Source organism: Yoonia sp. TsM2_T14_4 (assembly GCF_049602355.1).
Lineage (GTDB): Bacteria > Pseudomonadota > Alphaproteobacteria > Rhodobacterales > Rhodobacteraceae > Yoonia > Yoonia vestfoldensis_A.
Genome location: NZ_CP187137.1, coordinates 290586 through 313087 on the forward strand (window position 1 = coordinate 290586; position 22502 = coordinate 313087).

20 protein-coding genes are annotated in these 22502 nt (G+C 60.7%); 15 read left to right on the forward strand and 5 right to left on the reverse strand.

All coding sequences use genetic code 11. From position 1 onward, the window contains the following. Window positions 1-204: 204 nt before the first annotated feature. The 5 genes from ACPF9B_RS01360 to ACPF9B_RS01380 all read left to right on the forward strand — a co-directional run bounded on the left by ACPF9B_RS01360 (window position 205) and on the right by ACPF9B_RS01380 (window position 6939). On the forward strand, window positions 205-780 hold the full coding sequence (locus tag ACPF9B_RS01360) for a L,D-transpeptidase (protein ID WP_424178708.1): 576 nt from the start codon (window positions 205-207) through the stop codon (window positions 778-780). 33 nt (window positions 781-813) lie between these two features. Further along, entirely contained in the window at window positions 814-1539 is a 726-nt protein-coding gene (locus tag ACPF9B_RS01365) for a DsbA family protein (protein WP_424178710.1), read from the forward strand. Between the two features lie 249 nt (window positions 1540-1788). Beyond that, on the forward strand, window positions 1789-4089 hold the full coding sequence (locus ACPF9B_RS01370; RefSeq protein ID WP_424178712.1) for a heavy metal translocating P-type ATPase: 2301 nt from the start codon (window positions 1789-1791) through the stop codon (window positions 4087-4089). 10 nt (window positions 4090-4099) lie between these two features. Beyond that, the gene (cueR, locus tag ACPF9B_RS01375; RefSeq protein ID WP_040483235.1) at window positions 4100-4495 is read left to right on the forward strand and encodes a Cu(I)-responsive transcriptional regulator; all 396 of its coding nucleotides are present in this window, start codon (window positions 4100-4102) and stop codon (window positions 4493-4495) included. Between the two features lie 152 nt (window positions 4496-4647). Continuing rightward, window positions 4648-6939 carry an arginine/lysine/ornithine decarboxylase gene (locus ACPF9B_RS01380; protein WP_007205790.1) on the forward strand — a complete coding sequence of 764 codons (2292 nt, stop codon included), beginning with the start codon at window positions 4648-4650 and terminating at the stop codon, window positions 6937-6939. A 111-nt stretch (window positions 6940-7050) separates the two neighbouring features. On the opposite strand, the gene ACPF9B_RS01385 is transcribed toward ACPF9B_RS01380, so the two are convergent. Further along, window positions 7051-8430, reverse strand: a complete 1380-nt coding sequence (locus ACPF9B_RS01385) for an aspartate aminotransferase family protein (RefSeq protein WP_424178714.1) — start codon at window positions 8428-8430, stop codon at window positions 7051-7053. A 169-nt stretch (window positions 8431-8599) separates the two neighbouring features. Here ACPF9B_RS01385 and ACPF9B_RS01390 point away from each other — a divergent pair, with 169 nt between their 5' ends. Continuing rightward, complete coding sequence (locus ACPF9B_RS01390) at window positions 8600-9784, forward strand: M24 family metallopeptidase (protein ID WP_424178716.1); 1185 nt, start codon at window positions 8600-8602, stop codon at window positions 9782-9784. Continuing rightward, window positions 9742-10758 carry a N(2)-acetyl-L-2,4-diaminobutanoate deacetylase DoeB gene (gene doeB, locus ACPF9B_RS01395; RefSeq protein WP_007205787.1) on the forward strand — a complete coding sequence of 339 codons (1017 nt, stop codon included), beginning with the start codon at window positions 9742-9744 and terminating at the stop codon, window positions 10756-10758. The genes ACPF9B_RS01390 and doeB overlap by 43 nt, the downstream gene beginning before the upstream one ends. Before the next feature lie 58 nt (window positions 10759-10816). Here the strand turns inward: doeB and ACPF9B_RS01400 are convergent, their stop codons facing one another. The 3 genes from ACPF9B_RS01400 to ACPF9B_RS01410 are packed head-to-tail and all read right to left on the reverse strand — an operon-like array spanning window position 10817 to window position 14353. Further along, window positions 10817-12865, reverse strand: coding sequence for a TRAP transporter permease (locus tag ACPF9B_RS01400; protein WP_007205786.1), 2049 nt, complete (start codon window positions 12863-12865; stop codon window positions 10817-10819). A gap of 31 nt (window positions 12866-12896) precedes the next feature. Next, window positions 12897-13373, reverse strand: coding sequence for a DUF1850 domain-containing protein (locus tag ACPF9B_RS01405; RefSeq protein ID WP_424178719.1), 477 nt, complete (start codon window positions 13371-13373; stop codon window positions 12897-12899). Next, complete coding sequence (locus ACPF9B_RS01410) at window positions 13370-14353, reverse strand: TAXI family TRAP transporter solute-binding subunit (protein ID WP_424178721.1); 984 nt, start codon at window positions 14351-14353, stop codon at window positions 13370-13372. Before ACPF9B_RS01410 ends, ACPF9B_RS01405 begins: the two co-directional genes overlap by 4 nt. 239 nt (window positions 14354-14592) lie before the next feature. Here ACPF9B_RS01410 and ACPF9B_RS01415 point away from each other — a divergent pair, with 239 nt between their 5' ends. The 3 genes from ACPF9B_RS01415 to ACPF9B_RS01425 all read left to right on the forward strand — a co-directional run bounded on the left by ACPF9B_RS01415 (window position 14593) and on the right by ACPF9B_RS01425 (window position 16732). Further along, window positions 14593-15147, forward strand: coding sequence for a YaeQ family protein (locus ACPF9B_RS01415; protein WP_007205783.1), 555 nt, complete (start codon window positions 14593-14595; stop codon window positions 15145-15147). 164 nt (window positions 15148-15311) lie between these two features. Further along, window positions 15312-16016, forward strand: coding sequence for an ABC transporter permease (locus ACPF9B_RS01420; RefSeq protein WP_007205782.1), 705 nt, complete (start codon window positions 15312-15314; stop codon window positions 16014-16016). Beyond that, window positions 16010-16732 (forward strand): ABC transporter ATP-binding protein, encoded by a 723-nt coding sequence (locus tag ACPF9B_RS01425; protein WP_007205781.1) that lies wholly within the window; start codon window positions 16010-16012, stop codon window positions 16730-16732. Before ACPF9B_RS01420 ends, ACPF9B_RS01425 begins: the two co-directional genes overlap by 7 nt. Window positions 16733-16806: 74 nt before the next feature. Here ACPF9B_RS01425 and ACPF9B_RS01430 read toward each other — a convergent pair whose 3' ends face one another. Beyond that, a complete protein-coding gene (locus ACPF9B_RS01430; RefSeq protein WP_424178724.1) occupies window positions 16807-18711 on the reverse strand; it encodes a 4Fe-4S dicluster domain-containing protein in 1905 nt (634 codons plus the stop codon). Window positions 18712-18869: 158 nt separating this feature from the next. Between ACPF9B_RS01430 and ACPF9B_RS01435 the strand changes: the two genes are divergently transcribed. From ACPF9B_RS01435 to ACPF9B_RS01455, 5 genes are read left to right on the forward strand one after another with little or no spacing between them, the layout of a single operon-like run. Beyond that, on the forward strand, window positions 18870-19604 hold the full coding sequence (locus ACPF9B_RS01435; protein ID WP_007205779.1) for a biotin/lipoate--protein ligase family protein: 735 nt from the start codon (window positions 18870-18872) through the stop codon (window positions 19602-19604). Next, on the forward strand, window positions 19601-20161 hold the full coding sequence (locus tag ACPF9B_RS01440) for a DUF6505 family protein (RefSeq protein WP_424178726.1): 561 nt from the start codon (window positions 19601-19603) through the stop codon (window positions 20159-20161). Before ACPF9B_RS01435 ends, ACPF9B_RS01440 begins: the two co-directional genes overlap by 4 nt. Then, window positions 20161-21150, forward strand: coding sequence for a DUF6352 family protein (locus ACPF9B_RS01445; RefSeq protein ID WP_424178728.1), 990 nt, complete (start codon window positions 20161-20163; stop codon window positions 21148-21150). The genes ACPF9B_RS01440 and ACPF9B_RS01445 overlap by 1 nt, the downstream gene beginning before the upstream one ends. Before the next feature lie 10 nt (window positions 21151-21160). Next, complete coding sequence (locus ACPF9B_RS01450; protein ID WP_007205776.1) at window positions 21161-21691, forward strand: DUF3305 domain-containing protein; 531 nt, start codon at window positions 21161-21163, stop codon at window positions 21689-21691. Window positions 21692-21694: 3 nt separating this feature from the next. Next, window positions 21695-22342 (forward strand): DUF3306 domain-containing protein, encoded by a 648-nt coding sequence (locus ACPF9B_RS01455; protein ID WP_424178730.1) that lies wholly within the window; start codon window positions 21695-21697, stop codon window positions 22340-22342. Window positions 22343-22502: the final 160 nt, after the last annotated feature.

Consider the following 22502-nt stretch of genomic DNA (forward strand, 5'->3'; position numbering starts at 1 on the left):
TGTCGAAAGGTCTTATGTGCCGGCACGGCTTAAGATCATGTAAACGGCCCCATCGATTCATCGCCGCAGCGCGTATGTTCAAATCTGCGTGTAGCGTGCATCGCTATGGCCAAGTCATGCTAAAGCAGGCGCTACAGGATTATCGTGAGGCTTGACCGTGCAGACCGCGTCATGCCAGTGACGGTTGAGATAGATGAGGCCAGAATGAAGAACAGAAATAACAAAATTCCGTCACGCCGGGCTTTGCTGCTCGGGGCGACAGCCGCGACGCTTTTTGCGCCATCGATCCTGCGCGCACAGACCGAGCGGCCGCCGGTTGACCGCAATATCGCGGCTTTTCGCGTGCATGAGTGGCGCGATCATTTCGATTCGCTGGGCGTGGGTGCGATTCTGGCTGATACTAAATCGATGTTTTTGCAGCATTGGACGCCCGATGGTGACATGCGGATCTATCCGACCTCAGTCCCCCTGTCCGACGACCTGACGCGCACCGGATTTACCGAGGTGATCGACAAGCGTGTTGCCCCCAGCTGGGCACCGACGCCTGCGATGCGCGAGCGTAACCCTGAATGGCCAGCGTTTATTCCTGGCGGAGACCCGCTGAACCCGATGGGATCGCATGCATTGTATTTGTCGTGGCAGTTCTACCGGATTCATGGCACGCAGGACACCCGCAAGATCGGACGCAAATCATCCAACGGCTGCATCGGATTGTATAACGAACAGATCGCCGAAGTGTATGAACGCGCTCCGATTGGCACCAAGGTTCGTCTGATTTGACCTCTTTACGCCGCTTGCCTTGAAAGGGACAGCATGACCATGACACGATTTTTCAGCATTGCTGCGATCTGCGCCTTTCCATTGTCAATCGGGGCACAGACCATGACCGAAGATCAGGTCCGCGATCTGGTTCTTGACACAATCCGTGCCAATCCGCAGATCGTGGTCGAAGCATTGCAGATACTCGAGCTTGAACAGCAGAATGCCGAGGCCGCTGCCGCGCAGGTCGCACTGGCCGATCAGCGCGCATTGCTGGAAAATGACCCCAATGCACCCGTCATCGGCAACCCCCAAGGCGATGTTACGGTGGTCGAATTCTTTGATTACAATTGCCCCTATTGCCGGAACGCCAAGCTGGAACTTGACGGCTTGTTGTCTGCCGATGCCAACGTCCGCGTGGTTCTGCGCGAATGGCCGGTGCTTGGCGAAGGATCGGTATTCGCCGCGCGTGCCGCGCTGGCTTCGCGGGTGCAGGGCAAGTATGCTGAGTTTCATGATGCTCTGATGATGATGCAGGGGCGCGCCGAGGAACAAAGCGTCATTCGCGTGGCGCAAAGCGTGGGGCTTGACGTCGATCAGCTGCGCCGCGACATGGAGGCCCCCGCAGTCACAGAACATCTGAAGATGTCAGACGGGCTGGGACGGGCGCTTGGCTTTAGCGGCACACCGTCATTTGTGATTGGTGAAAATCTGGCCCCCGGCATGATCCGCGTCGACCAGATGCAAAGGCTGGTATCCGCCGCCCGCGCCGCCGACTAGACATTCGGCGCGGTGCTGCGCGATCGCCTGCGGCTGCCAGGGCAGGAACGATCGTGGCAGCACCAAGCTTGTGGCGATCGCGGCGCTTGTTCGGGATGTGCGATCCATCTTGGTTGTTGTCGTGTTTTGCTGGTCATAGCTTAGGTGCCTTAGTGGAAAAACGGGGTTTTTCGGTTTTCTGCACAAGGGGGTTGAGCTTCCAGTAACTGGAATGCCTATGTTGGGATCAATCGAGAAAGGTCCTTTCCCATGGCAGAGCCTACAATTATCCGACTGGCAATCGACGGCATGACCTGTGCGTCCTGCGTGGGGCGTGTTGATCGCGCGTTGGCGGCGGTGCCGGGGGTGCAATCCGTCGCCGTGAACCTGGCAACAGAAACCGCGACAATCACTTTGGATGATCGCCGCATCACGGCGGCGCAGCTGGCGGACGTCAGTACAAAGGCGGGTTATCCGGCGGTAGCCGCCGAACCGGACCAGACGAGCGTCAACGCTGCGCGCAAGGCTGATGAAGCCGCTGTGCTGGCGCGCAGCACCCTGTTTGCTGCCGCGCTTGCCCTGCCTGTCTTCATTCTGGAAATGGGTGCGCATCTGGTGCCGGCCTTCCACCATGTCATTGCCGACACCATCGGGGTGCAGACGTCCTGGATCATCCAGTTCGTGCTGACAACGCTGGTGCTGTTCGGGCCGGGCCGGGTGTTTTTCGCCAAAGGCTTGCCTGCGCTGTTCAAGGGCGCGCCGGACATGAACAGCCTTGTGGCGTTGGGCACGGGGGCGGCATGGACCTATTCGGTCGTCGCAACCTTTTTGCCCACGCTGATCCGTGCCGATGTGCGCGCTGTCTATTTCGAGGCGGCGGCGGTGATCGTTGTGCTGATCCTGCTGGGCCGCCTGCTCGAAGCGCGGGCCAAGGGGCGCACGGGTGCGGCCATTCAGGCGCTGATGGGCTTGCAGGCACGACAGGCGCGCGTGCTGCGCGATGGCACGCTGGTAGCGGTCGATGTCGACGCGCTGGTCGTGGGCGATGTCATCACCCTGCGCCCCGGTGAAAGGGTGCCGGTGGACGGTACCGTGACCGAGGGCAGCAGCCCGGTTGACGAAAGCATGATGACCGGCGAACCCGTACCTGTGGTCAAGACCACAGGTGACGCGCTGACCGGCGGCACGGTAAACGGGCAGGGCGGGCTGACCTTTGCGGCAACACGGGTGCGCAAGGATACGACCTTGGCGCAGATCATCCGCATGGTGACCGAGGCGCAGGGCGCCAAGCTGCCCATCCAGGATGTCGTGGACCGTGTGACCTTGTGGTTCGTGCCCGCGATATTGTTGCTGGCGGTGCTGACGGTGGCGGTCTGGCTCGCCGTTGGCCCTGATCCGACACTGGCGCTGGTTGCGGGTGTGTCGGTGCTGATTATCGCCTGTCCTTGCGCGATGGGGTTGGCGGTGCCGACCTCGATCATTGTTGGCAGCGGGCGGGCCGCCGAAATGGGCGTGCTGTTTCGCAAGGGGGCGGCGTTGCAGCAACTGGCCGATGTCAGCGTGATTGCCTTTGACAAAACGGGCACCTTGACCGCAGGCAAGCCGCATCTGACCGATCTGGTGCTGGCCGACGGGTTCGACCGTGCCGATGTGCTGCGCCTTGCGGCGGCGGTCGAGGCAAAATCCGAACATCCCATCGGGGCGGCCATCGTCAACGCTGCACGTGCCGAGGGTCTGGGGGCGGCACAGGTCAGCGATTTCCGCGCTATCGCCGGTTTCGGGGTGTCTGCCACAGTCGACGGGCGGCGCGTGCTGATCGGGGCTGACAGGTTGCTGGCGCGGGACGGGGTTGCCACCGGTGCGCTTGCTGCGACCGAGACGGCACTGGCAGAACGCGGGCGCACGGCGCTGTTTGTCGCTATCGACGGGCAGGCCGCCGCTGTCATTGCGGTGGCTGATCCGGTCAAGCCGGGGTCGGCAGTGGCGATTGCCGCGCTCAAGGCCAAGGGGATGAAAATCGCGATGATCACCGGCGACAAGGCCGAGACCGCAGAGGCGATTGCGCGCGAAATCGGGATCGACCATGTCGTCGCGGGTGTGTTGCCGGATGGTAAGGTCGCAGCGCTTGACCAGCTGCGGGTGCAGGGCAAGATCGCCTTTGTCGGGGACGGGATCAATGATGCCCCTGCATTGGCCCATGCCGATATCGGTATTGCCATCGGCACCGGCACCGATGTCGCGATCGAGACCGCGGATCTGGTGCTGATGTCGGGCGACCTGCGCGGCGTGGTGAACGCTGTCGCCGTATCGCAGGCGACAATGCGCAACATCCGCCAGAACCTTGGCTGGGCGTTCGGGTATAACTTGGCCCTCGTGCCTGTGGCGGCAGGTGTTCTGTATCCAGTCTTTGGCCTGCTTTTGTCGCCGGTCTTTGCCGCTGCTGCGATGGCGCTGTCGTCGGTGTCGGTCGTGTCCAACGCGCTGCGGCTGCGCCGTTTGCGCCCGGTCATGGACGAAAAGCCGCCACAGCCGACGGTCAACCGCGGCACAGCACAGCAACCTGCCGCATAGGAGGACCATGATGAATATCGGGGAAGTCGCCATCAAATCCGGTCTGCCCGCCAAGACCATCCGCTATTACGAAGACATCGGCCTGATCCGGCCTGACCGGCATGACAATGGCTATCGCCTGTTTCGGCAAACGCATCTGCACCAGTTGATGTTTGTCGCGCGGGCGCGGTCCTTGGGCTTTTCCATCGACGATTGCCGTGTGCTTTTGGCGCTTTACGATGATGACAGCCGCGCCTCGGCGCAGGTCAAGGCGCTGGCGCAGGACCATCTGGCGCAGATCGACGCCAAGATCGCGGGCCTGCGCGCGATGCGCGACACGCTGGCGGATCTGGTCGATGCCTGCCACGGCGACAGCCGCCCTGACTGCCCCATTCTCAAGGATCTGGCGGCAAAGCATCATGGATAGGTTAATTCCGCCCCGGTGTCCCGGGACGGGCGCTCCGCGCGGGGATATTTAGGCTCGGAAGATGGCAGGATGTCGCGCAAGCTTGCTTTGACGCGCTGGGGCGCCTCTGTCATGTAGACCGAAAGCGGCGCTGCCTTTTTTAGGAGAATATAATGAAGTTTCGATTCCCCATCTTTATCATTGATGAGGATTTCCGGTCGGAGAATTCATCCGGTCTTGGCATCCGTGCCATGGCCGAAGCGATCGAGAATGAAGGGTTCGAAGTCGTGGGCGTCACCAGCTATGGTGATCTGTCCCAGTTTGCGCAACAGCAGTCCCGCGCCAGCGCATTCGTGCTGTCGATTGATGACGAAGAATTCAGCCCCGGTCCCGATCTGGACCCAGCCGTGCTGAACCTGCGCCAGTTCATCCAAGAGGTCCGCCGCAAGAACGAAGATGTGCCGATCTATCTGCACGGCGAAACCAAGACCAGCCGCCATCTGCCCAATGATATCCTGCGCGAATTGCACGGCTTCATCCATATGTTCGAAGATACGCCTGAATTCGTCGCGCGTCATATCGTGCATGAGGCCAAGAAATACCTTGAAGGCATCCAGCCGCCGTTTTTCAAGGCCCTGCTTGATTACGCCGAAGACGGGTCTTATTCTTGGCATTGCCCCGGCCATTCGGGTGGTGTGGCGTTTCTCAAAAGCCCGATTGGTCAGATGTATCACCAGTTTTACGGTGAAAACATGCTGCGCGCCGATGTGTGCAATTCGGTCGAGGAATTGGGCCAGCTTTTGGATCACAACGGTGCGATTGGCGCGTCCGAGCGTAATGCGGCGCGCATTTTCAACGCCGATCATTGCTTTTTCGTGACCAACGGCACATCGACCAGCAACAAGATGGTCTGGCACCACACGGTTGCCCCTGGCGATGTCGTGGTGGTGGACCGCAATTGCCACAAATCCATTCTGCACAGCATCATCATGACGGGCGCGATTCCGGTTTTTCTCAAACCGACGCGCAACCATTACGGCATCATCGGCCCGATCCCGCAAAACGAGTTCGAGATCGACACGATCAGGGAGAAAATCCGCGCCAACCCGCTTTTGTCCCATATCGATGCCGATACGGTGAAGCCGCGGATCATGACGCTGACGCAATCGACCTATGACGGGGTGTTGTATAACACCGAAACCATCAAGGGCTTGCTGGACGGCTATGTCGAAAATTTCCATTTCGACGAGGCGTGGCTGCCCCATGCCGCATTCCACACGTTTTACAGCGATTTCCATTCGATGGGCCGCAAGCGCGAACGCCCGCGCCATGCCGTAACCTATGCCACCCAATCCATCCACAAGCTGCTGGCCGGGATATCGCAGGCCAGCCATGTGCTGGTACAGGACAGTCAGGATACCAAGCTGGACCGGCACCTGTTCAACGAAGCCTATCTCATGCACACCAGCACCAGCCCGCAATACAGCATCATCGCGAGCTGCGATGTAGCGGCGGCGATGATGGAACCTCCGGGTGGCGTGGCGCTGGTCGAGGAAAGCATCATGGAAGCGCTGGATTTCCGCCGTGCGATGCGCAAGGTCGATGCGGAATTCGGTGATGATGAATGGTGGTTTCAGGTCTGGGGGCCTGATGCGCTGGTCGAGGAAGGGATCGGCGATCCCAAGGATTGGGTGCTTAAGAAAACCGATGCCGATGGTGTGCAGGCGTCCGATGGCGCGGATTCGTGGCATGGGTTTGGCGATATGGCGCGCGGGTTCAACATGCTGGACCCGATCAAGACGACGATTGTCACGCCCGGCCTGAACCTTGATGGCCGGTTCGAAGAAATGGGGATTCCCGCCTCGATCGTCACGAAATACCTGGTGGAAAACGGGGTCGTTGTGGAAAAGACCGGTCTTTACAGTTTCTTCATCATGTTCACGATTGGCATCACCAAGGGGCGCTGGAATTCGTTGCTGGCCGCACTGCAGCAGTTCAAGGACGATTACGGGCGCAACCAGCCTTTGTGGCGCGTGATGCCTGATTTTATCGCCAAGCATCCGCATTACGAACAGATGGGGCTGCGCGATCTTTGCCAGCATGTTCACCAGCTTTATGCCCGTTACGATATCGCGATCCTGTCGACGGAAATGTATCTGAGCGATCTGCAACCTGCGATGGCCCCGAACGACGCCTATGCCCACATCGCGCGGCGCACGACGGAACGCGTGGCGATCGACGATCTGGTCGGGCGGATCACCACATCGCTGGTCACACCTTATCCGCCCGGTATCCCGCTTTTGATCCCGGGCGAGGTGTTCAACACCAAGATCGTGGAATACCTCAAGTTCAACCGCGAGTTTGAACGGCTGTGTCCGGGGTTCGAGAATGACATCCACGGGCTGGTGGTTGAAACCGGCGCGGATGGCGTGAAACGCTATTACGCCGATTGCGTCGCGGTCTGAATGGGGCAGGTAAGGTGGATATTGATCCACCTTACGCGGTCTTTGTCACAGGGCGGCCGCCGGGTTGATCCTGATCCGATCCGGCCGGTGCTTGGGCCGGTGCCTGTCACTCTATCCCAAGACCTGCGCCACGGCGTCTTTGGTCACAGTTACGATTTCATCCGCCTGCGCGCGGGTCAGCGGGAACGGCGGGGCAAAACCCAAAATGTCCCCCTGCGGCATCGCGCGCGCAATCACGCCACGTTCCAGCATCGCGGCGACGACACGCGGGGCCACTTTGTCGGCAGGATCAAAGAAGACGCGATCATCGCGGTCCTTGATCAGTTCGACCGCGCATAACATGCCTGTCCCGCGCACTTCGCCGACATGGGTGTGATTGCCCAGTGCGGCCGCCATCGTCTCGTTCAGATAGGCACCGACACTGCCTGCATTGGCGACAAGGTTCTGCTCGTCCAGCAGTTTGAGGTTCGCCACCCCCGCCGCCGCACAAATCGGATGCGCCGAATAGGTCCAGCCGTGGCCGAATGGGCCGAATTCGTCGGTTCCCTTTTCCAGCACCTCCCACATATGGTCCGACACGATGGACCCCGACAAAGGCGCATAGGCCGATGTCAGACCCTTGGCGATGGTGATCAGGTCGGGCTTTAGCCCGTAATGATCCGACCCCATCATCGTCCCCAGACGGCCAAAGCCGGTCACGACCTCGTCGGCGATCAGCAGGATGTCGTATTTGCGCAAGACCGTCTGGATCGCGTCCCAATAGCCCGCAGGCGGTGGCACGATCCCGCCGGTGCCCAGCATCGGCTCGCCGATAAAGGCGGCGATGGTGTCAGGGCCTTCGCGCAGGATCATCTCTTCGAGCTTTGCCGCGCAATGGGCGGTAAATGCGGCCTCGTCCATGTCACGATCCGCGCGGCGGTAGAAATAGGGCGCTTCGGTATGCAATATTTGTGGCAGCGGCAGATCGAATTTTTTATGAAACAGATCCAGCCCCGTCAGCGACCCGGTGACCAGACCCGACCCGTGGTAGCCGCGCCAGCGCGAGATGATCTTTTTCTTTTCTGGCCGGCCCAGCACGTTGTTGTAATACCAGACCAGTTTGACGTTGGTTTCATTCGCATCCGACCCACTGAGCCCGTAATAGACGTGGTTCATCCCCTCGGGCGCGCGTTCGGCAATCATCCGCGACAGGGTGATTGATGCCTCGGTGCCGTGGCCGACATAGGCGTGGTAATAGGCCAGCTCATGCGCCTGTTTGGCAATGGCTTCGGCGATTTCGGGGTGGCCGTAACCGATATTGACGCAATAAAGCCCGGCAAAAGCATCCAGCGACCGCCGCCCTTCGCGGTCGGTGATATGGACGCCCTTGGCCGACTGGATGATCCGGTTGCCCATTTCGCGCCGCGCGAACTGGCCCAGATGGGTCGAGGGATGAAAGAAATGGTCGTGATCCCATTGGGTCAGCTGGTCATTGGCAAATTGCTCGGTCATCACATTCTCCATCATATTTACAGGCAGTCTAGGCGGGATGGCCTGTGGCCTCCAGCCCATGACGGACGCTCTTTGTCGGAAAGCGACATGGTTTGCCGGTGTTGGGGTATAGCGTGGGGGCGCGAAACAGCCCAGCTTTGGCCTCAAAGCTCTAACCGAAGGCCACCCAATGACAACTTTCGAGGCGAATTTCCCGACCAGTGAATATCTGCGCCGCATCACCAAGACCCGTGCCGAGATGCAGCTGCGCGGGCTGGATGCGATCTTTGTCACCGACCCGTCAAACATGTCGTGGCTGACGGGCTATGACGGGTGGTCATTTTACGTCTTTCAGGGCGTGATCCTGACCCATGACGGCGATCCGGTCTGGTGGGGCCGCGCCATGGACACATTGGGCGCGCGGCGCACCGTGTTCATGGAAAGCGACGATAATATTCGCGGCTATGATGATACCTTCGTGCAAAACCCCGACAAGCATCCGATGCAGGAACTGGCGAAACTACTGGCCGAGCTGGGGCTGGCGCAGGCACGGATCGGCGTCGAGATGGACAATTATTACTATTCCGCCGCTGCCCACGCCGCACTGCTGGCGGGCCTACCAAAAGCGCGGATCAGCGATTGCACGGGGCTTGTGAACTGGCAGCGCGCCGTCAAATCCGACCGCGAGATTGACTATATGCGCCGGGCCGCCCGCATTGTTGAAACCATGCATGCCCGCATCGTCGAACTGGCTGAACCGGGCCTGCGCAAGAATGATCTGATCGCCGATATTTACGCTACGGGGATCAGGGGGGCGGATGGCCATTGGGGCGATTATCCGGCGATTGTGCCGATGGCCCCGTCTGGCATGGATGCCACCGCGCCCCATCTGACATGGGACGACCGCCCGATGAAAACCGGCGAGGCCACGTTTTTCGAGATCGCTGGCGCGCACCGCCGCTATCAATGCCCGCAATCGCGGACGCTGTTTCTGGGCAAGGTCCCCGACAAATACCGCGACGCCGAGGCCGCCGTGCTCGACGCGGTCGAGGCGGGGTTGGAACAGGCCCGCCCCGGCAATCAGGCGCAGGATATCGCCAATGCCTTTAACGCCGCGCTGAACAAGGCGGGCTATGTCAAGGACAGCCGCTGTGGTTACGCCATCGGGATCAGCTATCCGCCCGACTGGGGCGAGCGCACGATATCGTTCCGCAAGGGGGATACGACCATTCTGGAACCGGGCATGACGTTCCATTTCATGCCGGCGTTGTGGCTGGATGATGGCGGGTTGGAAATTACCGAACCTATCCTGATCACCGACACGGGCTATGAATGTTTCTGCAAGACCCCCCGCGCGCTGGTGGTCAAGGCATGATTACCCCGACCATCCCGCTTGATGCACAGGGTGTCCACCACGGTTTCCTGAAACTGCCCTATAGCCGCGATGACAGCGCATGGGGGTCGGTCATGACCCCGATCACCGTCATTGCCAATGGTGACGGGCCGACGGCCTTGCTGACCGGTGCCAATCACGGCGATGAATACGAAGGGCCAGTGGCCTTGCAGGAATTGGCCGCCACCTTGCAGCCTGATCAGATCACGGGCCGTGTCATCATTTTGCCGATGATGAACCTGCCCGCCTTTGCCAAAGGCGCGCGCTGTTCACCCATTGACGGCGCGAACATGAACCGCAGCTTTCCGGGCCGTGCGGATGGTAGCGTGACGCAGAAGATCTGCCATTACATCGCGACCGAACTGGTGCCTTTGGCCGATATCGTGCTGGATTTCCATTCTGGCGGGCGCACGCTGGATTTTCTGCCCTTCGCCGCCGCCCATATCCTGCCCGACAAAGCGCAAGAGGCCGCCTGCATGGCCGCGATGCAAGCCTTCAACGCGCCCTATTCGGTGCGGATGCTGGAAATCGACGCCGTCGGCATGTTCGACACCGAAGTTGAAAATCAGGGCAAGACCTTTGTCACCACCGAACTGGGCGGGGCCGGCATGGCGACGGCGCGCAGTGTCGCGATTGCGCGCAAGGGCATCCGCAATCTGCTGATCCATGCAGGGATCATGGCGGGCGCATTGCAGGTGGGTCCGACCGTACAACTGGATATGCCCGACGACAGCTGCTTTGTCTTTTCGCATCACGCGGGGCTGATCGACTATCTGGTCGATCTGGGCGATCCCGTGGCAAAGGACCAGCCTATCGCGCGGATTTGGCCTGCCGACCGCACCGGCGTGCCACCCGTGATCTGCCACGCCGCCTGCACCGGTATCCTGACCGCGCGGCATGTGCCGGGGTTGGTCAAGGTCGGGGATTTCGTCGCACTGGTCGCCGTGGTCACCTGACCGCGGCCAGCGGGGTAATCACATGGCCCGTGCGACCTGCACCACAGCGGGTCGTTGGTCAGCCTGTCCGCGCGACACTTTGCGCGCTGCGGGATTTCAGCCAGTTCCAGACCAGCAGCGCCAAGACCACCAGCGCGCCTGCCGCCTCGATCATCGCATCGGGGTTGAAGATCGCGATCACACCCGGCACCACCAGCAGGCGGGACAGATTGTCCATCCATGTGAACAGATAGCCTTCGATCGCGGCGGCAAAGCCTATCAGCCCGATCACGATCATGATCCCGGTCCAGATCACATACCACGTCTCGCCGCCCATGATGATCTCGGGGTTGAACACCATGAAGGCGGGGATCAGGTACAGGCCCTTGGCGTATTTCCACGCCTGCATACTGGTTTCCATCGGCTTGGAGCCTGCAATCGCCGCGCCTGCAAACCCCGCAAGGGCTATGGGCGGGGTGACGTTGCTGTCTTGGGAATACCAGAACACCACCAGATGCGCGATCAACAGCGGCACGCCAAACTCGTTGTGCAGCGCAGGCCCGACCAGCACGATCAGCACGATATAAGCGGCGGTCACTGGCAGGCCCATGCCAAGGATCAGGCTGGCCAGCAGCACGAAGACCAGCGCCAGCGGCAGGCTGCCGCCCGAGAGCGAGATCATCATGGATGAAAACTTCAGCCCCAGCCCTGTCAGACCCACAACCCCCACGATGATGCCCGCGACAGCGCAGGCGACGCTGACCGCGACAGCATTGCGCGCGCCCAGTTCCAGTGCTTTGGCGACCAGCGTCAGACCGCTCAGGATCGATGCCTTCAGCCGGTCAGCGGTCAGAGGCGTGCCGTTCTTGGGGTCCAGCACGATCAGCGTGAACCCAGCGCGCAAGGCGGTGACGGCAATCACCGACAGTATCGCCCAGAACCCCACCCGCGTGGGCGAGATGTTGTTGACCAACAGATAGATCAGCACCACCAGCGGCACGATGAATTGCCACCCCGCCGCCAGCACATTGCGCACGATGGGCAAGTCGGCGGCGGACAAGCCGGTCATGCCCGCCTTCATCGCCACCAGATGCACGAACAGATAAACCGTGCCCAGATACAGGATCGCCGGAAAGATCGAGACCATGACGATGTCGATGTAAGGCACGTTGGTATATTCAGAAATCAGAAACGCCCCCGCGCCCATCAAGGGTGGCGTGATCTGCCCGCCAGTCGATGCTGCTGCCTCGATCCCGCCGGCCTCTTTGGGTTTATAGCCCAGCTTTTTCATCAGCGGGATCGTAAAGGCCCCCGTCGTCACGACATTGGCAATAGCCGAGCCTGAAATCGACCCCATTCCTGCCGATGCGATCACTGCCGCCTTGGCGGGCCCACCTGCCTTGCGGCCTGTCGCAGCAAAGGCCAGATCGATGAAAAACTTGCCTGCACCTGTGACTTCGAGAAATGCGCCGAACAGGACGAACATGAAGACATAGGTTGCCGCAACACCCAAAGGCAGGCCGAAAATCCCCTCTTGTCCCAGATAGAGCTGGCCCACCAGACGGTCCACGCTGGCCCCGCGATGCGACAGAATGCCAGGCATCCATTCGCCCAGTCCGGGCAGCGCTCCGCGCGGTCCGGCCAGCGCATAGGCGATGGCGATCAGGCCGATGATGGTCATGCCAAGGCCCACGACACGGCGACTGGCCTCCAGCACGGCAAGCGTGGCGATGATGCCCATCACGATATCGGTGCGCGACCACCAGCCCGCGCGGTTGATGATGTCATCAAGGAAATAGAAAATATAGAACCCGCTAAGAAAGGCAGCGGTCAGACAAATCGCGTCGATGATCCAGCCGATGCTGCCGCGCGGGCGCGTGGTGCCGGTGACCGGAAAGATCAGGAAGGCCAGAAACAGAATAAACCCCAGATGCGCCGAGCGTTGATAGAACAAGCCCAGCGGTTCGATCCCTGCGGTATACATCTGGAACAAAGACATCGTGATCGCGACGATGGTGATGGTCCACAGGATCGGGCGCGGCTGGACCTCATCGGCCGACCGCATGGCGGGCGGCAGGTCGGTCAGGTCTTGATTCTTGTGGGACGTGTCGGATGTCTGGCTGCTCATGTCTTGTTCCTGTCGGTTCAGATGGCGGCTGTCAGTTGGGGCGCAGTGTCAGCCGCACGGCGGTATCGGGGGCAATCTGGCTTAGCGCGATTGCCTGACCGGCGCTGGTCAAGCGGTGGTTTACCGCAGCAGGGCCGACCCGCAGGCCCAGTGAATTGTCGGGGATCGGTTCGGCGATCTCGGTGATCCAGTACCCGCCCGTTGCGGCTGGCGCGATCCGGCCGCGGCCTGCAACCTCGCCCAAGCCTGCGGCGAAATCATGCAGATAGGACCGCGTCAGGGTCAGTTGGCCTGCCACATTCTCGAAACAATCTGCCACGGCACCACCGGTGACGGAATGGTTCCACCGCAAGCAGATTTCAGCACCGGGCTGAAACGGCAGTTCACCCAGCGGCGCGTCAGTGGTTTCCACCACTAGCACAGGCTGCGCCATGGCAGGTCCGCCCGCGAAAAGCGCGGCACAAAGAAGGGCGGCACATCCGTGCCGCTCTGCATTGGTCGTGATCATGGGCGCTGGTGATCCTGTACCGCTGCACCCACCTCTTCGAGATAGCGCAGCGCGCCTGGGTGGAACGGGATCGGCGTCGATGCGACCGAGAAGTCGATCGTCGTGTCGTTTGCTGCCGGATGGATCGCGATCAGATCGGCTACGTTTTCATACATCGCCTTGGTGATGTTGTAGGCCAGTTCCTCGTCCATATCGGCATGCACGATCAGCACGTTGGGTGTCGAGATCGTCTGCACGGCCTCGGCCATCCCGTCGTAAAGGCCTGCGCGCAGCGCAAAGGGCGCAAATGTCGGTTCGGCTTCGCGGGCGTTTGCGATTTCGTCTGCAGACAGGCCGATGATGGAAATCGCACGTGTCGCGGCCAGGTTCATGATCGACGATGTGGGTGGCCCCACGCTCCAGAAACCGGCGACGATGTCACCGTCACGGATCGCATCGGCGGTTTCGTTGAAGTTCAGGCGCTGTGGGTCGAAATCGTCATAGGTGATTCCATTGGCAGCCAGAATGATCTGCGCGCTCAGTTCGGTGCCCGATCCCGGTGCGCCGACCGAAACGCGCTGTCCGCGCAGTTCTTGCATGCTGGTGATCCCGCTATCGGCCAGCGTGACCAGTTGCACGGCGTTTGGATAGATCGACGCCAAGGCGCGTGCTTCACCAATCTGGCGGCCTTCAAAAGCGCCGGTGCCAGTATAGGCCTGATAGACCGTATCGGCCAAGGCGATCGCGATGTCGCTGTCGCCGCGCTGGACCAAGGCCATGTTCTCGACCGAGGCGCCGGTGACTTCGACGCTGGCGCTGTAGCCGTCCACATGGTTGTTGATCACTTCGGCCAGACCGCCGCCATAGGGGTAATAAACGCCGCCTGTGCCACCTGTGGCGATCGACAGTTCTTGCGCCTGTGCGGCAGAACCGATCCCGAATGCTACGATGGCGATGGGTGCGAAAAGGGCTTTCAGCCCCCGACCGGTAGATGTCGTCATGATGTCTCCTCCATTTGTGGGCTTTGCGCCCTCCCTTGCCCGGTTTATGGCCGGGATGGTGACTGTGTAGCGCAAGCCGCCGGATGAGGACAGTTTTTTGGGCCGATTTTTGGGCTGGTGACGGTATTTTTCGTCCAAGGCGGCACAGACGGGGCCGCAGCGCATTGATCTGCGCGCCTGCTTTCCAAAGCGCCCTAAACAGAGTAGGCACCACGATCGTGCAAGATTAGGGGCTGATCATGGCGCAAAACGCCACAATTTACAAAGTCGAGCTGTCGGTCTCGGACATGGACCGTCACTATTACGAGACCCATAAGCTGACGCTGGCCAAGCATCCGTCAGAGACCGATGAACGGCTGATGGTGCGCATCGTTGCTTTCGCGTTGAATGCCCATGAGCATCTGGAAATGACCAAGGGCCTTTCGACCGACGACGAACCCGACATCTGGCAAAAAAGCCTGAGCGGCGAACTTGACGTTTGGGTGGCCTTGGGTTTGCCTAGCGAAAAGGTGCTACGTCAGTCCTGCGGCAAAGCTGGCAAGGTGGTCGTCTATCCCTATGGCGGCCGCACCGCTGAAATCTGGTGGGACAAGATCAAGAACAGCACCATTCGTTTCGACAATCTTCAAGTCGTCAATTTTCCGCAGGCCGACACGGATACGCTTGCGGCACTTGCTGGCCGCGCCATGAAGTTGCAGGTCAATATTCAGGACGGCGAAGTGATGATCAGTCTGGATGATCGGATTGTCTATGTTTCCCCTCAGCAATGGAAAAGTGCCGCACCTGCCGCCTAGACAAAGAGGCGTTGGCCGCTGCTGCAATGTCACCCTTGCCCTGTCAGCATCGCGCAGCTGAGGGGCTTGTTGTCACAAGCTTATTGCTGATACTGCACGCCAGCGGTGCAGCGCGGTGGTGTTGTACGGCGGGTTTCAGGCGTGACACCGGCAATGGATAAGTGATGAGCGATATTGCAGATGGCTTTGCCACGGCTGCCCGGTTGGTTGTGTCACTGGACCCTGAACTGATCGAGATTACGCTGCGGTCGCTTCATGTGACCCTGAGCGCGACAGCCGTTGCGTCTGTCATTGGCTTGCCATTGGGGGCATGGCTGGCGATCACGCGGTTTCCCGGACGGCGTTATGTGATTGCGCTGCTCAATGCGCTGATGGGGCTGCCGCCGGTCGTCGTGGGGCTGATTGTGTATATCATGCTGTCGCGGTCCGGCCCTTTTGGCGTGCTGGGCCTGTTGTTCACACCAACGGCGATGATCATTGCGCAGGTCATCATCATCACGCCGCTTGTCGCCTCGGTTGCGCATCAGGCGATGCGGGAATTATGGGCGGATTATCATGATTTGCTGATCTCGCTGCATGCGTCGCGCAGGCAGCGTATCGCCACGCTGGTCTGGGATGGGCGACGTACCTTGTTGACGGCGCAGCTGGCCGGTTTCGGGCGCGGCATCGGTGAAGTCGGGGCGATCATGATCGTCGGCGGCAATATCGACAATGCGACACGCGTGCTGACCTCGGCAATCTCGCTTGAGACGGGGCGCGGAGAATTCGCGCTGGCGCTTGCCTTGGGGTTCATCCTGATCGGGCTCGCGGTGGTGGTTAACCTTTGTATTCATGTCCTGTCCCGGACGGAACAGGGCAGCAGATGGTAAACGAACACAACATCCTGCCGCTGACATTGCGAGAGATCACGGTCAAGCGGCGTGGCAAGCATATTCTTGGCCCGGTGTCGCTGACTTTGCAGGGCAAGGGGATCAGCGTGGTCGTCGGGCCGAATGGCAGCGGCAAGACCACATTGCTGCGCGCGATGCACGGGCTTGACCGGATATCGGCTGGTCACAAAGCTTGGGCCGTCAGCGATGCGCAGGCGCATGCGGCGCAATCATTCGTCTTTCAGGCGCCGATCATGATGCGCCGCACGGTTCGCGACAATATCGCCTATCCGCTGGTTCTGCGCGGCGTGAACCGCCGTGACGCCCGCGCTGCGGCGGATGTTTGGGCCGCACGTGTCGGGCTGGGGTCTGCGGTTTTGCGTGCAGCGACGGTGCTATCAGGCGGGGAAAAACAGAAACTCGCATTGGCGCGCGCCTTGGTCACGGCCCCGCAGGTGCTGTTTCTGGACGAACCTTGCGCCAATCTTGATGGTCACGCCACGCAGGAAATCGAGGCGATCCTGCATGCCGCCTGTGCGGATGGCACAAGGGTCGTGATGTCCACCCATGACCTGGGCCAGGCCCGCCGTCTTGCCGACGAGGTGTTGTTCGTCCACGCTGGGCAGGTCGTCGAAATATTGCCCGCTGCGGTGTTTTTTGCCGGACCTGCATCGGCGCAGGCAGCGGCGTTTCTGAACGGTGATCTGGTATTGTGAAGCTGCTTGTCTGTCGCTTGGGCGTCAGGGTGCAGCCTTGGCCGCACCCACTCGAACCCTGCGGTTCGCGCTGATCAGGTTTCGGCCTTTTCATGCGGATCAAAGCCCGCCATCACGACCTCGCGGGTGCGGCAATCATCGCACATCGTCAGCAGCCGGCGGCGCTCTGCCCCCGTATCGCCGGCGAACATCCAGTGATCTTCTAGCTTTTGCATCACACGCTCGATGCTTGACTTGGTGCCGAACGGCTTGGCGCAGGATGTGCAGGCGAAAGGGTCTTCCTGTTTCAGCACGCGGCGTGGTGCAGCCCAAGCGGCAAGATCGATTTGCGGGGTCAGGCTCAACGCATCTTCGGGGCATGTTGCCACGCAGATGGAACATTGCACACAAGCGCTTTCGGTGAACCGCAGCATCGGCAGGTCGGGATTATCCGACAAGGCTCCGGCAGGGCAGGCGCCAACACAGGCAAGGCACAGCGTGCAGGCATCGTGATCCAGCGTGACGGCGCCAAAAGGCGCGCCCGGTGGCAGCGCAATGAAATCGGTTGGCGCGGGGGCCGTGCGGTTCATTTCCTCGACCGCAAGCAGCAGCAAGCCGCGTTTGTCGTCTTGCGGCAAAAAGCCCGACCGCGTTGCGCGGGCGGCTGTGGCAGGTTGCCAAAGCGCGCTGTCCAGCGCGTCAGGATCGTCGATCGACAGCAGGCCGCAGGCGGCCGGGTCATGGCCGGTTTGCGTGCAGATCACCGCCATCAGGTCCAGGCTTTCCTGCAACCCGTCCAGCGGATGGGCCGGGCGTTCCTTGGCCAGCACCCGCAGGCCGCCGGCCCCATAGGCCAGCGCCGCCGCCATGATTTCTGGCCCGATCTGCGATGGTTCGTTGACCTGCACAGGGATCACATGCGCGGGCAGACCCTTGCCGAAGCGCGCGGTCGCGTCGATCAGGGCGGATCCGTGATCTGCATCGTGAAACAGCACGATGGGCGCATGTTTGCCGCCTGCCGCGAAATACGCCTCAAGCCCCGCGCGCAGGCGGGCGGCAATGTTTTCTGTCACAGGCATCGCATAGGCGGCAGCCCCGGTCGGGCAGGCCGCAGCGCATTGGCCGCAGCCCGCGCAGATATTGGGATCAATCGCCACGGTATCGCCGTTGGACGTGATCGCCCCTGTCGGGCACAGGTTCAGACAGCGGGTGCAGCCAGTCAGGGTATTGCGCGAATGGGCGCAGAGGTCGGGGATAAAATTGATGTATTTGGGCTTGTCAAAGGTGCCGACCATCTGGCTGGCCTCGGTCACCAGCTTGGCCAGCGCGACCGGGTCGCGCGGATCGGCCCGCAGATAGCCCGGACGGGTTTCGTGAAATAATGGCTGTCCGCCGGTCACGTCGATCACCAGATCACAGGTGGAAACAGCACCGTTGCGCGCCGCGTCAAATGCCAGCTGCGCGCGTGATGACACAACAGGTGCGGCATAATCATCCACCGTCAGCTCGAACGCACCCAGATGCCCAGTGGCCTGCCGGACGCGCCCTTGCAGCACGGGCCAGGTCGTCTGCGGACGTGGCACGACATCTGCGCCGGGCAGCAACAAAACGGTGATATCCAGCGTGTCGGACAAGCTTTGCGCCAGATCCACTGCTGCCTGATCGCGCCCGAGAATCAAGGTAATCCCGTTGCTTTCCAGGCTGATGACATCAAAGGGTGTCGCTGCGATTTCTGCCATCGCAAGCAAGGCTGCCATTTTTGGTGCGGCGTCGTGACCCGCCTCCGACCAGCCTGCGGTTTCGCGAATATTGGCGAAATGCAGCGTGCCCTCATACCCCATATCCTCGGCCACTTCGGCGAAAAGCGGGGCCTCTTGCGTGCAGGCGACGGTCACTTCGGCGAAATCGCCCAGCGCCTTGCGGAAATGGTCAAGCTGGCTGCGGCACAAGTGATGCGCCCCCTTGCCCTGTCCGCCTAATGCTTCGACAGCGACTTTCATGCTACCTTCGCAGCTACAAATCAGACGGGTTTTGTCGTGTTGGGGCATTGGTGTCTCGCATCTGGCTAGATATGGCTGGAAGTTGACCGGTCTTGGCCGATATACGCTTGATTGATTGCAAAGCCTAGAGTTCGGCGCGCGATAATCGGGGAGGCGACATGGACGACAGATCACAAACCCACGGCTTGGGGCATATTGCGCTGCCACCACCTTATACGCTGCATGCGGGGACGGGGCCAGATGTGCTGGAACAGGCGGTTCAGCTTGCGCCCGAACACGGGGCCGGAACATTGGTGTGTCACGCGTCATCGGGATTGCTGGCATTTGCGGTGGTGCTGGAACCGACGCAAAAACTGCAAGAGGCGCAGATGGCCTTTCCTTTGGGCATGGTCGCTGTTGCCGATGCGCTTGCGGCACATTGTCCACCCGAACGCGCGGTGCGGCTGAACTGGCCCGACGAAATCCGCTATGACAAGGCCCGTATCGGTGGCGGGCGCTTTGCTGTCGCCCCCGGCACCGGACCGCAGGATGTGCCGGACTGGATGGTTTTCGCGGCGGAGCTGATCTCTGAGCGTGACCATTTGCTGGAACCGGGCCGTTTTCCAGAGTCGACATCTTTGAAAGAAGAAGACTTTGATCCGCACGAAGATATCATTGCCACCTTCGCCAGCTACATGATGCTGTATTTTGATCGCTGGCTGCATGATGGTCTGGATGCGGTGACCAACCGCTATTTAATGCGCATCGACCCGCCGCTTTTGCGGGGGGTACGGCGGATCGAAGGTGACCGTCTGGTCGAGATCACGCCAGCGGGTGGCGGCAAAAGATCGGAGCCCTTGTTGCAATCCTTCAACGCGACTGACTGGCGCGATGCCAAGGGGCCGAAATTGTGATCCGCCTGCCTAGGACAATCCAGCTTGATGCCTCTGACAAGGTCGTGTTCAGCCGTGCTGCCAGCCCCGGTGAATGGGCTGTGCCGGGCACGTTTTTGTTCTGGGGGCGCGCCCCCGATGATCTGACCCGCAAAGAGGCGATTGCCTTTCGCTCGGGTTTTCTGGGGGTGGACAGCTTTGGTCATGCGACCTTGGTGACGGTGCAAGAGGCGCGACCAGACGAACGCGACGCCATGGTTCTGATGCTGGCCCGTCAACTGATGACACATCTGGGCGCGCCATCGTTGGAGGCCGCCCGCCCCGCCGCCGAAGAAGAAGTGGCGCTGGCCGAAAGCCTGTGCCGCGCGCATCCGCTGAACACGCTGATCGCGCTGCACCGTAAACATGACGCGGGCGATATACGCGAACAATTTCGCACGCTCAAACCCCGCGACGAGACGGCCTTTTCAGGATCCCACCTGCAAGGCCATGACCGTGCGTTTCAATTCTTCGAGGAAACCGAGGATACCGGCCCCGAAGATCACGTCGATATCTTTGCATTAAGAGGAAAAGCCTGATGCCTGAATTCTGGGTCGCTTCGGGTCATCACCTGACCCGTCTGGACAATGCCGGGCGCATGACCGTCACCGACGAACTGATCCTTGCCTGGTTAGCGCGTCCAGAGGTACTGCCCCCGCCAGAGGCATGCGCGGCCGAACGCACCTTGCACAAGCGGCTGATGGATCAGCCGCGCGCCAAAGTGTCCGACATGGAACTGATCGCGCTGCAAGACCCCGATGCGCGCGAAAACTGGCGCTTTCTTTTGACATTGCGTGACCGGCTGATCGCCGCAGGTACGGTTGAAAACGGCTATGCCCAGATCGTGCAAGACGGAATCACCCTGCCTGTCGTGTTCATGTCGCAGCTTGTGCAGCTGATCCTGCGTAACGCGCTGGACGGCTGCGACGATCCGCAGGTCCTGCGCGCGGCGGAATGTTTCTTTCGCCCGCAGCGCAGCCATATCCAGAACGACACCCTGTTTCTGGCCGATGAGGAATTGGTGCAATTACTGGAACAAGAGATGCACAGCTCGCCGCTGACGGCGATGTTGTCGGGTGGCATCGACGGGTTGGATGTGCTGAGCGCGGATAACGACTGGACCTATTGGTCGCGGTCTGATGCCCATACGATGGTGCTGAATTTCGGCGGTGACGCGGCCGCGCGTGCGGGTATGGCCACGGCGATTGCTGGCTATCTGCGCCATATGCTGGGGCTGGATTGCACCGTCACGGCGCAGGCCTCTGCTGACAACATCGACTTGCGTTGGTTTGTGGGGTTGGATCAGGCCGGTACTGCCATCGGCAACGCGTTATGGAACAAGCAGCCTATGCCTGCTACACTTGTGGGGCTGTTCCGGCTTGATATCGCGGATCACTCTCGCGTGACGCCGGATTTGCGGGGCCAGCCGATCTGGCTGTTCTTGGGGCTGGGTGCCGGTGGCGCGGTGCGAATCAAGCCACAGAACCTGCTGACCGGGTTGCCGCTGGCCGCGCCCGTGCTGAACTGAAAGGATCACCATGCCGATCAAGACGCTGCGCATTTCGGTTCTTGCCATCAGGCGGCCTGCGGTGACGAAATGGGGTGCGGGCGAATTGCGTCCCTGTTCGGTGCTGCCACAGGAACCTGACGCGGCGCCGCATACACTGCTTTACGCCGAAAATGGGGTCGAGACCTGGTACCTGGGCGGGCGCGACCTGTCGCTTTATTCGGGTGATACGCTGCACCATCAAGACAATCTTGTCTCCGGGCGTCCGGCGCTCTGGGTCGCTTTGCGTGGGCAGGACCCCAGAACCGCCGAGATCGTGAATGTCACTGCCGACCCTTACGAAGGCGAAGGCTATGCCTCTGATCTGGACCTTTTCGTCGAGCCGGTGCCGATGCCTGCTGTGATCGAAGCGCAGATTGCGGAATTCGTGGCGCAACACCATGTCGACATGCCCTTCAAAAAGCGCAAACGTGATGTGATCGACCCCAATGCCCCGCCTGCGCGCGCCCCGCGTGTTTTGCACGACGCAGACAAATGGGCGCATAGCCCCCGCAAGAGGTGAGCCATGCCAAAACCGACCGATGAGACAGAATCCTTTCTGGGCCGCTGGTCGCGCAACAAGCGTGCGCAGCCCGTCACGCCAGAGGGCGTCGCAGAGCCCGAGCCAGCGACGAACCAAGAATCAGAGCAAGAGCCGCTGACCGAAGAACAGATCGCGGCACTGCCCGATATTGATGATCTGACCCCGCAGACCGATATTCGCGTGTTCCTGCAAAAGGGCGTGCCACAGGCCCTGCGCAACGCAGCGCTGCGTCGCAAATGGATGCTGGTCCCCGGTATCAGAGACCATAACGACCCCGCAGTGGATTACGCTTGGGACTGGAACACGCCGGGCGGTGTGCCGGGCGATGGCGCGGCACCCTCACCCGAACGCGCGGCGCAAATGCTGCGCGAGCTTTTTGCGCCACGCCAAGATCCCGCAGCGACGCAGGTTGCCGATACGGAGGGTGATTCTGATCATCCTGGGTCGATTCCTACTCAGGAGAGTGCCGTGCGACAAACGACTGCGGCGCTGACCCAGCAGGAAACCGCAGCGAACGATCCCAGTTCTGAACCCGATACAGCGCCGCAAACGGCACAGCAGCAAGACATCGACCTACAAACAGACCTGACGCCGGCACGCCGTCGCCATGGCGGCGCTTTGCCCGCCTAGGCGCTTGCGGCAATTTGTGATGAAATGTGTGCAACGATATGCAAAGATTCTGGACAGACGTCGGTTGGCTGCGTAAAGATGTTGGATGTGGTATTATTTTTTTACCACTAGGGAGTGAGACTAGGTAACATGACGGATAGCCAGCCCATAAACGGGCGAG

What these genes read in the sequence shown, in the direction of transcription:
- doeB (WP_007205787.1), top strand. Translation starts at nt 9,742, where the DNA reads ATGTTTCTGCAAGACCCCCCGCGCGCTGGTGGTCAAGGCATGATTACC.
- ACPF9B_RS01415 (WP_007205783.1), top strand. Translation starts at nt 14,593, where the DNA reads ATGGCGCAAAACGCCACAATTTACAAAGTCGAGCTGTCGGTCTCGGAC.
- ACPF9B_RS01410 (WP_424178721.1), bottom strand. Translation starts at nt 14,353, where the DNA reads ATGACGACATCTACCGGTCGGGGGCTGAAAGCCCTTTTCGCACCCATC.
- ACPF9B_RS01380 (WP_007205790.1), top strand. Translation starts at nt 4,648, where the DNA reads ATGAAGTTTCGATTCCCCATCTTTATCATTGATGAGGATTTCCGGTCG.
- ACPF9B_RS01450 (WP_007205776.1), top strand. Translation starts at nt 21,161, where the DNA reads ATGCCGATCAAGACGCTGCGCATTTCGGTTCTTGCCATCAGGCGGCCT.
- ACPF9B_RS01445 (WP_424178728.1), top strand. Translation starts at nt 20,161, where the DNA reads ATGCCTGAATTCTGGGTCGCTTCGGGTCATCACCTGACCCGTCTGGAC.
- ACPF9B_RS01365 (WP_424178710.1), top strand. Translation starts at nt 814, where the DNA reads ATGACCATGACACGATTTTTCAGCATTGCTGCGATCTGCGCCTTTCCA.
- ACPF9B_RS01435 (WP_007205779.1), top strand. Translation starts at nt 18,870, where the DNA reads ATGGACGACAGATCACAAACCCACGGCTTGGGGCATATTGCGCTGCCA.
- ACPF9B_RS01385 (WP_424178714.1), bottom strand. Translation starts at nt 8,430, where the DNA reads ATGACCGAGCAATTTGCCAATGACCAGCTGACCCAATGGGATCACGAC.
- ACPF9B_RS01455 (WP_424178730.1), top strand. Translation starts at nt 21,695, where the DNA reads ATGCCAAAACCGACCGATGAGACAGAATCCTTTCTGGGCCGCTGGTCG.
- ACPF9B_RS01405 (WP_424178719.1), bottom strand. Translation starts at nt 13,373, where the DNA reads ATGATCACGACCAATGCAGAGCGGCACGGATGTGCCGCCCTTCTTTGT.
- ACPF9B_RS01430 (WP_424178724.1), bottom strand. Translation starts at nt 18,711, where the DNA reads ATGAAAGTCGCTGTCGAAGCATTAGGCGGACAGGGCAAGGGGGCGCAT.
- ACPF9B_RS01425 (WP_007205781.1), top strand. Translation starts at nt 16,010, where the DNA reads ATGGTAAACGAACACAACATCCTGCCGCTGACATTGCGAGAGATCACG.
- cueR (WP_040483235.1), top strand. Translation starts at nt 4,100, where the DNA reads ATGAATATCGGGGAAGTCGCCATCAAATCCGGTCTGCCCGCCAAGACC.
- ACPF9B_RS01360 (WP_424178708.1), top strand. Translation starts at nt 205, where the DNA reads ATGAAGAACAGAAATAACAAAATTCCGTCACGCCGGGCTTTGCTGCTC.
- ACPF9B_RS01390 (WP_424178716.1), top strand. Translation starts at nt 8,600, where the DNA reads ATGACAACTTTCGAGGCGAATTTCCCGACCAGTGAATATCTGCGCCGC.
- ACPF9B_RS01400 (WP_007205786.1), bottom strand. Translation starts at nt 12,865, where the DNA reads ATGAGCAGCCAGACATCCGACACGTCCCACAAGAATCAAGACCTGACC.
- ACPF9B_RS01370 (WP_424178712.1), top strand. Translation starts at nt 1,789, where the DNA reads ATGGCAGAGCCTACAATTATCCGACTGGCAATCGACGGCATGACCTGT.
- ACPF9B_RS01420 (WP_007205782.1), top strand. Translation starts at nt 15,312, where the DNA reads ATGAGCGATATTGCAGATGGCTTTGCCACGGCTGCCCGGTTGGTTGTG.